Here is a 9,500-nt window from a genome sequence, read left to right as displayed (position 1 = left end):
GGATAGAGGGTGCTGTGAGGAGCATGGTTACGCAGTCCCTGTGGACCGTCGGCAAGCCATATTTCGGGTATTCCGAGGCGTTCGTTGCCCCAGAGAGAGAATGAAGTCTTGCCGCCGAGACACCTGATTTTCTCATCAAGTGTCATTTGCTCTACAAGCTTTCTTGCCCTTTGGCGGTGTGCGTCTGTTATTTCCACAGCGTTCGCGCAAGTGGAGGCAATTGCCACCACCGCACTCAAAAAAATCTTCAGTTTCATTATTCAGTCAGCTTAAGGCTTATTTTTTTTCCGTTTACAATCACGTTATATTCCCCGGTCTCGAGGAATCGTTTCCCATCGGCGTCGACATAGCTGAGGTCGCGCCAGGGATCGATATTGAATTCCATTACGGCGGTCTCACCCGGTTCGAGTGTTTTTTTCTCGAAATGTTTAAGCTCGCGCACCGGACGGGTTATGGAGCAATACGGGTCGGATATGAACCACAATACAGCTTCCGCTCCCGTCATGTCGCCGGTGTTGGTCACAGGTACCGATACCTTGATTTTCTCATTGCGTCTGAACTCTGTTTTAGATGCGGTCGGTTCGCCGTATTCGAAAGTCGTATAGCTCAGACCGTGACCGAAAGGATACATCGGCTCGCTTGTGATGTCCTGATAGAATCCCTGGTGTCCGCGACCGCTCTTGCGGCGGTTGTAATAAACAGGAATCTGACCAGTGGACCAGGGGAATGTAATCGCGAGTTTTCCCGACGGATTGATTCTTCCCGACAGTATTCCCGCCATTGCCTCTCCACCGCGTATTCCCGGCTGCCATATCTCAAGAATGGCATTGGCGAGGGGTTCGAGCCGGTTCAGTTCCAGCGGACGCCCGTTTGCAAGAACAAGCACCACCGGTTTTCCAAGACGCGAGATTTCCTCGGCAAGCTGCTCCTGGATCGCAGGTAACGCGATAGATGATCTTGAAGCGTTTTCCCCGCTCCATCTCAGGCTTTCACCGAGGCAAAGCACTACGACGTCCGCCCAGCGTGCCGTGTCGAGAGCGGCTTTGAATCCCGAGCGGTCATGACCGTCAAGCGCGCATCCCCGGGCATATCTTATTTCGGAATCTTTTCCGAACTCACCGGCGATTCCTTCCCGGAGAGTCACGACATCCTCAGCCTGTCCGTGTCCCAGCCAGTTGCCGAGGAGGTCTTTCCCGTTGTCGGCAAGCGGACCTATCACCGCGATTCTTCTTACATTTCTCAAAGGCAATGTAAGAGTGGAGTCGTTTTTGAGTAGCACCATGGATTCAGCTGCAAGCTCGGACGCGATCTTCAGGTCGGCGGGGCGCAGGAATCTGTCGGGCACATCCGGAGTATAAGGATTGTCGAAAAGTCCGAGTCTCATCTTAACGCGCAATACCCGTCTTACGGCATCGTCAATCGTAGCTTCCGACACTTTCCCTTCCGCCACCAGCTCCGCGAGGTGCCTGTCATAGGCGTGGCTCATCATGTCCATTTCGAGTCCGGCATTGAGCGCGCGTGCCGCCGCCTCCTTTTTGTCGGCGGCGAGTCCCTGGTTTTTCAGCTGCTCTATCGCACCCCAGTCGCTGACAATGAAGCCGTCGTGCCTCCATCTGTTCTTGAGAATCTCCGTCATGGTGTAGGGGTTTGCTGAACCCGGCACACCGCTTATGTCGTTGAACGAGCTCATGAGCGTGGCAGCTCCGGCTTTGACTCCCGCCTCATAGGGTGGGAGATATGTGTCCCAGAGTGTCTGGGGGGAAACTTCCGTATACACGTAGTCGCGTCCCGCTTCCGAGGCTCCGTAGCCTACATAATGTTTGAGACATGCCGCCACTGTCGTGGAATCGGAAAGGCTTTTTCCCTGATACCCTTTTACGGAAGCGGCGCAATATACGGCATTGAGATAGGGGTCTTCGCCATATCCCTCTGCCACGCGTCCCCATCTCGGGTCACGCGCCACATCGATCATCGGCGAGAATGTCCAGTCTACTCCCGACATTCTCGACTCGCGAGCCGACACGGAGCAGGCTTTCTTTACCAATACCGGATTCCATGAGCATGCCTGGGCGAGAGAGATAGGGTATACCGTGCGGAAACCGTGAATGGCGTCATATCCGAAAATAACGGGAATGCCGAGTCTTGACTCCTCCATTGCGCGATGTTGCATGGCGTTGCGCAGAGCTGGGTCTGTGTCAAAATAGATCAGCGAGCCTATTTCAGCAGGGATATTCACAACCTCCTCGCCAACATTGTTGGCGTTGTTGTTGCGCCCCAGGGTGTATTGGTTAAGTTGCATGATTTTCTCATCCAGAGTCATGAGTCCCAGCAGATTGTCAACCCTTATTTCCGCAGGCACCGATTTGTCTTTATAGAGCGGTGCCTTTGCCCGGATATGGCTCAGGTCGGTGATTCCGTCCGGTCTTGCCACAGCCTCGTGTGCCGCACGTCTTGCCACGGCGGCAATCTCGCTGTTCATACCGGCTGGAGCGTAAGTGTTGAGAGTCACATCCTTGCCGAAGAGCTTCTCATACCATGCGCAGGCTGCGGTGAAACGTCCGTGGCCATAGTCAAGGTGGTAGCCGTCGCGGTTCATGTTGTCACCGATAAATGATGTCCTGGCGTTCTGTATCGCGGTGCCTGACGGTACCACAGTCTTGATTTTCCAGGTTCGTGCCGCATGGTTGTTTGCCTCCACAATCGCCCGGTACATCTTCATCTGGTCGCGGTCATAATACCGGAATCCGGTGTTTACCGCGCCGTTCTGATACGCCCAGGTCTGATGCAGAATGATTTTGCATTTTTTCGGGGTTCTCTCTTTCACATATTTCATTATGCCCGGCATATACGGTTCGTATTTCTCGAATAAGCCGGAGAATGAACTTGCCTGCTGGAGGCTCACGTAATCCCACTTGTCGTCTGCAAGAGCGTCTGCAATCGAAACCTTTGTTCTCTCGGTACGTTTGCCGTCGGCTCCGATTTTACGGTACACGTAGTCATGTCTGTCATCGCGTATATTGCCGGCGTGGCGTTCAAGCGAACAGCCGCCGATGAAGAGGTTGCCGATGATGGCGGTGTCGCCGCCTGCGAGGGCAAGCTCATGCAGATTCTGCTCTATGGCATCGCGTGAGAAACTGTTGCCTATGGCAAGGATTCTGAGTGTCCGTGCATTCATGATGCACGGCACACACAGGAGTAATAAGAGAGAAAGGGCGATTCTACTTTTCATATTCGAGTTTCTTCTTCTGGTAATAATCATGCATTATTTTCCACGCCTTTTTGCGCTGTCCGCGGTCGGAAACGAGTCCTTTGCGGTTCCAGCCCTCCTGGTTGGTGGGGTGGAAACGGAAGGGTGACCGGAAATCAAACAGAATCCAGGGTGACACACCCGCGAGATTCGGGATATTCTCGAACATCCGGAGGTTGTCTTCATAAAGGCGAGCCTGATAATCCTCGCTCCAGGAGCTTACGACGTCTCGGCTGCCCGATTGCCCGTAAAGAGCCTCGCCTCCGAATTCCGAAATGATAAGAGGCTTGTCGGTATTCACTTCCCATTTTGATTCGGCGGGCGACAAGGGCCATGGATGATACCATCCCATGTATTTGTTGACCGCCACGACATCGAGATTGCGTGTGAACGGATCATCCATTGTGAAGATTTTTCTCTCTTTGTCAAACTCCACAAGGTCGAAAGCCGCGACGTAGAGTCTCGTGGTGTCTATGTCGCGTCCCGTGGCGAGCAGTGATTCCAGAAACGCATCGCGTTCCGGCGAGGGCTTCGTCTCGTTTGCCACACCCCAGAATCCCACCGCACACCGGTTTTTGTCACGGTTGATCATTTCGGTGAGCATCTTCTGAGCCTTGTCGCGGGTATCATTGTCGGTGAAGTCGATACCCTGCCATATCGGAATTTCCTGCCATAGCGCTATCCCCATTTCCTCTGCGAGTCTTACGATATATTCGTTCTGTGGATAATGTGCAAGACGTATCATGTTCACTCCAAGGTCTCTTGCCTCGCTGAGAAGCGTCACGGCATCGGCTTTGGAGCATGCCCTGCCCATGCGTTGCGGAATCTCTTCATGAAAGGATATGCATCGCATGAACTGCGGTTTGCCGTTGATGAGAATCCGGGTGCCGTCGGTGCGGATGTCGCGGAAACCGATTCTTTCGCTCACGCTGTCATCTCCTCCGGCTATATTCACCTCATAGCGCACTGGCGCGTCGGGAGCCCACAGCCTGAGTTTCTTGGATCGCAGACTTGTCGAGAAGTTGCCACGGGCATCAGTGGTGCCGGAGACGGTTTTGCCGAGAGCCGGAATCTCAACGGAAACCTTTACTCCAGCCTCCGGTTGCGACATGCGCACATCCACATTGACAGTGTCATGATTTTTCTTGTCAAGGCGTATGAAATAGTCCTCCACATAATTGTCGGGAACAGTCACAAGCATCACATCGCGTGTTATGCCTCCGTAGTTCCACCAGTCGAACGCCAATGCCGGAATGGCATCTTTCGTGCGTCGGTTGTTCACTTCCACAACAAGGAAGTTGTCTCCCTTTCGCAAGGCATCGGTGACATCCGCCTCGAAAGGGGTGAAGCCCCCTTCGTGCGAGCATATTTCCCGTCCGTTGAGATAAACGCGGCAACGGTAGCTCACAGCCCCGAAACAGAGAAATTCACGACAGTCTGGTTTGGGGTCAGCATCGAAGTGGCGGGCATACCATACTGTCCCTTCATAATATTTGAGTTCAGGAGACTGCGAGTTCCAGTCGCCGGGCACTTCAAGCCTGAGACCTCCGTCAAAAGAGTATTCGTAAAAATCTGTGTTGCCCTCCGGCTTGCGGTTCTCATACACCTTCATGCGGTCGCCCTGATCGTAGAGATCCACTATGGCGTCCCATCTGCCGTTGAGCAGGCGATAGTCCCTGCCGTAGACGTTGGTCATGGCGGCGAATGACACCGCTTCCGGGAACAGGACTGTCAGCAATATGTAAAAAATAAGTCGTTTCATGTTTGGTATTGTCTGTAATCGGTATGGTCAGAGGTCTCATTTACCTGCGGAACATCCGCGGAGGAAATCCATCACCCAGTTCCATGCGGCGGCACTGTTCTCGGCATATGCGTAATGTTCGGTGGTTTCCGCAATCTCCATGTCTTTCGGTGCGTCAATCACATTGAATACGGAATAGGTTGAAGTGGGGGGACACACCATGTCGTTATATCCGAATGTGTAGAATCCCGGAACCTTCACCTCCCTTGCAAAGCTTGACACATCGAAATAAGGGATTGTCGACAGCACTTCCTTCGTGTGGAATCTCTTGTCTTTAAGTGTGTGTGGCCATCCGCCGGCACGATTGGCGGTGTAGCCTGTCATATCGCTCATTGCCGGGTAATAGGATACGAGACCCTTGACACGCGGATCTATTCCTGCCATAATTATCGAAAGCCCTCCGCCCTGGCTGCCTCCGAAAGTGGCGAGACATCCGTTGTAGTCAGGCAGCTGCTCGATAAAGTCAATGGCGCGTACGCACCCTATGATTACCCGTTTATAATAGAATCGGTCTTTATCCTCCATATTGAAGGAGTGATATCTTTTTAACGGACCGTTATACAAATTATGATATACTTGAGCCGGTAAATTTACAGGAATGCCGTGAATCCCCACCTCAAGTATGATGAATCCTTTCTCGCAGTGTGTGAAATCGCCGTTATAGCCGCGCACTCCCGCGCCGGGAAGCTTGAGTATCGCCGGATATTTGCCCGGTGCCACGGGAACAGTCAGAATGCCGTACATTCTTGAACCCCAGTCGTTGTTTGCCCAGGACACATGATATACGTTTACCTTAGGCGTGCACCGCTCGGGCATAAGTGTCATCATCGGTTCAAGATCCCATTTGCGGGCATCGGCAATTGCCTTGTTCCAGAATTCCTTGAAATCGGCGGGCTGCTGAGTCACAGGCTGAAGTTTCTCGGGAGAGAACCCCACGGTCCCCATACCCTGGTAATCCTGTTTCCCTTTCTTCATGTATACCCGGCAGCGAAGGAATCCCGGAGTCTTCATTGTCCCCGCATCTATTGTTCCCATGCCGTTCTTAAGTTTTACTTTTCCGGTCACGTGCGGTTTCATCATATCTTCGGAAATGTCGTATGCCAGTTCCATATCCCCTTCCGGCACGTTGCAGCGGGTGAGGACAACATTGAATTTTACCTTTTCACCGGCGGGATAGTTCCATTTTCCTGAAACCGGATATACCGACAGGTGATAAAGCCTTTCCGCCGGCTGAGCCAGGGAGCTGATCGCGCAAATCACGATCATTGATATTGTGAGAACGAGTCTGTTCATGATGTCTGTATTTATTGAAGATTATTTGAGTCTGTATCTGTATAATGCGAAATCGTTGCGTTTCCCGATCGTTACCGGTATCGTTCCGCCGGGTCCCGTAGTCACCTTGAATTTCTTTGCATTTCCGAGAACCGGAGTAAGCTCGATTCTCACGCCGTTTTCAAGCCATGTGCTTACGGGATGTGTCTCCTCGGGGGTGTCTTCCCTGTATATCAGCAGATACCCTTCTGACGGCGAGATGATCGACTGGAAACCTGTCCATGAACTTCCCGACGGCTCCTCACCTATGGGGAGGATTGTGCCCTTGTGGAAATCATGCTGTATCTTCCTGTATCCCACCACTGTCGGGAAAATATCGAAAGCCTCATCGGGGAGGTTCCCGGCTTCCATCCAGGCGAGTGGCTGCCCCGCCATGGAAGTGGCGAACACATATTCAAAGCTGTAGTTTCCCGGAGCGAATCGGTCATCGGAATATTTGTCGGAGTTTCGCCATTTGTTGAGAAACTCTATCTGCAGGCGTTCCGCAGGAACATAGCGTGAGAGCTGCCAAAGGTTGCGGAGCGTCTGATAGGGGTAATAGTTGCCCCAGTCTGTATATCGGTTCTCAAGGAAAACGTTTCCGTATTCGTTGAAGAAATGGTATCCTCCGCGGCGGCTTGCCGTAGCATCGAGATTGAACATAACTTCGTTGCCGGTCTCTTCGAGCACCTTGTCAAAAAGCTTCCTGAGATTCTCCTCACCACGTTTGGAGGTGACGGTAAGTCCGTCGATCTTGAACATCCGTATGCCGTATTCTTTCCAGAGTCCCGTTATCGTAGCGGCATCTTTCTCCCAGTCCGCGAAATCGTTCTGCACACTCGGATTGAACCATAAGCCGATCTCAATCCCGAGTTCTCTGCCGCGGTCGACTATCGGTTTCAGTCCTCGCGGATATTTCTGAGGATCGGGAGACCAGTAGGCGGCGTTTGCGTATATATCCTTGAAAGATCCGCTTGCCACAGCTGAATTGGGGCTTTTGCCCGACTGCCATCCGTCATCGATCTGGAAAAGTGATATTCCGAGACGCGCCGCCTTGTCGAGTTCGGCAAGACAGAAGGCTTCGTTTACTTTCGCATCCTGCGAGCGGTCGCCCCATGTGTTCATCATCACCATCTCGTCGCGGTTCGCATCGAGTATGCGGCATTGCTTCTGGTAGTCGCGCAACGCCTTGAGCGCCGAGAGTTCCCCGTCACCGAATGTGCATAGAACCGAACTGTAAGCCGAAGTCCATTTGTCTGCGGAGATGTCGCGGCTGTCGATGCCGAGCCCCGTGACCATAAACGAGCCGAAATCGCTGATGAAGTCAGCACCTTTGTAAGCCAATTGCACTCCTGAGCAGGGGGCTTCCTTGAGAAATATGAATCCCCCTTTGTCCGCGCCGTCTGTCACGATAAGGATATTTCCCCTGTGGTTGGTCTTGCGGTAGGAGATGAAATCGCGCCGCTCCACAAGATTGTTGTTCCAGTCAGTGATGTCCCTGAACTCCACGGCATGTCCGTGCCAGTGGTTTCCCCTGAGGTCGAGCCTGTCGAGAAGCAAGGTCACCGGTTTTACCTTCATGTCGGCGGCATGCTCTATGTTTTTTCTGTCGGCGGCATCGGTCTCTTTTTCTGAAACCCCGTCAAGTGTGCCCCGCATACGTGTGTCGGTCGCAATCGCGGGCACTCCGTCGTAGAGACGGTAGTCGCGTTCTACTTCAAGATTGCCGAGACGGTAAGACGCCGTTGCCACCATACGGGAAGGACGGATGCCGTCGCCGGGTAACTGTCTGACGGTTAGCTTGCCCCCGGAAGGTTTTTCCCTGTTGACATTGAAATCGGGATTTTTACCCGCTGAGACTATTGTCTTGCCAGAGGATTTGTCGGTTACACTGAGCGTGATTATGTGTCCGTTGTTCCAGAGAGCCTTGCGCTCGATTCTCGAGTTGCCGATGCGCAGGGTGTCTCCTTCAAGAAAAGCATAGCATTCTCCTGCCCGGACTATGGCGGAAGCCGAGAGGCAGGAGAAAAGCATCATGGCGGATATGAGGGATTTGCCTGTCATTTTTTTTCTGTTTCTTTGTCTTTTAGTGCAGGAGGATTGTCAAGGAGTCTGTTCGCCAGATTGAAGTTCTGGTTGTCGGGCAATGTGGAGGAGTCTTTGCCGGCGCCCTCTTTCATCATGGCTATGAGTTCCGGGAGATGTTTCTGATAGACACCGCGGGGGGGTACGCCATGTTTCTTACAGAGCGACGCCGCCATTCCGGCAACTTCACCCATCATGCCGGTCGTACGCATCACACGCACCGTGCCGAGTGCCACGTGGCTTACGCTGATGTTGCGTCCAGCCATGAAAAGATTGTCTATATTGCGTGAATAAAGGCAACGGTAAGGCACTGCATAGGGGTGGATGAAGATATGGTTGGTCGCGGCTTTGAATTCGTTGCCCGGAAAGCGTTTGCTGTTTTTCGGATCCGGGAAATGAAGGTCAAGGCTCCATGTCGTGGTGAAAGAGGCGTCTTCGTGGAAAACGTTTTTGTCGATGTCATCCTGTTTCAGGATATAGTCGCCCAGAAGTCTTCTTGATTCTCTCTTGCCCGACACGTAGCCTACCCAGCCCAGCGAGCGGTTGCGGAACTTTTTATTGTCGGATGCATGGTTCTTGAGATAGCTCCAGTTCGAGAATATCACCAGCAGTCCGTAATCCCTGATGCGTTCGGCTTCAGTGATCTGGTTGCGGTTCATGCCGGTTTCCCATTTCCATTCACCCATAGTGACACGTTCGCATGTCGTGTCGTTGTATTGCGGACCATAGTCGAATTCCGGGAACCCGGAAAATTTCTTATCCTTGTTCGAATACCATTGTATCGATGCGCCCATGGTCATGGAATCTGCCTTTTCCGGGGCGAGCGACTCATTGTATTCCGAACGTGCCTCTCTACCCATTGCGAAATCCGCGCCTGCGAGATAACCGATTGTCCCGTCTCCTGTGCAGTCGCAGAATAAGGGGGCGTCAAGAATCACCTCCCCGCAGTTCTCTATATGGGTGAGTGTCACGGATGAAATCCGGTTGCCGTCGGTTGTCACCGCCACTGCGCGGTAAGAGGGATAAAGCGTCACCCCTTTCTCCGAGGCTATGAAT

Annotated in this window: 5 protein-coding genes and 2 pseudogenes; all 7 read right to left on the bottom strand. The window is 52.7% G+C overall.

Features of this window, described 5'->3' with window-relative positions; all coding sequences use genetic code 11:
• Positions 1-257, bottom strand: a pseudogene (locus JX312_RS04870) (beta-glucosidase); the annotation flags it as partial.
• Complete coding sequence (locus JX312_RS04865; protein WP_239653808.1) at positions 257-2,431, bottom strand: glycoside hydrolase family 3 N-terminal domain-containing protein; 2,175 nt, start codon at positions 2,429-2,431, stop codon at positions 257-259. The pseudogene JX312_RS04870 and the gene JX312_RS04865, both read right to left, overlap by 1 nt.
• A 12-nt stretch (positions 2,432-2,443) precedes the next feature.
• Positions 2,444-3,175 (bottom strand): annotated as a pseudogene (locus JX312_RS14070) (DUF4886 domain-containing protein); the annotation flags it as partial.
• A 43-nt stretch (positions 3,176-3,218) separates the two neighbouring features.
• Entirely contained in the window at positions 3,219-5,018 is a 1,800-nt protein-coding gene (locus tag JX312_RS04860; RefSeq protein WP_204457238.1) for a glycoside hydrolase family 2 protein, read from the bottom strand.
• Between the two features lie 27 nt (positions 5,019-5,045).
• A complete protein-coding gene (locus tag JX312_RS04855) occupies positions 5,046-6,341 on the bottom strand; it encodes an acetylxylan esterase (RefSeq protein WP_204457235.1) in 1,296 nt (431 codons plus the stop codon).
• A 21-nt stretch (positions 6,342-6,362) separates the two neighbouring features.
• Positions 6,363-8,423, bottom strand: coding sequence for an alpha-galactosidase (locus JX312_RS04850; protein ID WP_239653807.1), 2,061 nt, complete (start codon positions 8,421-8,423; stop codon positions 6,363-6,365).
• Positions 8,420-9,500 (bottom strand): FAD-dependent oxidoreductase (locus JX312_RS04845; protein WP_204457234.1); only part of this gene is annotated, 1,081 nt, incomplete at its 5' end. The genes JX312_RS04845 and JX312_RS04850, both read right to left, overlap by 4 nt.

This window comes from Barnesiella sp. CU968, assembly GCF_905219685.1.
GTDB classification, from domain to species: Bacteria; Bacteroidota; Bacteroidia; order Bacteroidales; family Muribaculaceae; genus Lepagella; species Lepagella muris_A.
Note: the sequence above shows the minus strand (reverse complement) of the source record. Positions and strands in the feature narration are given on the sequence as shown.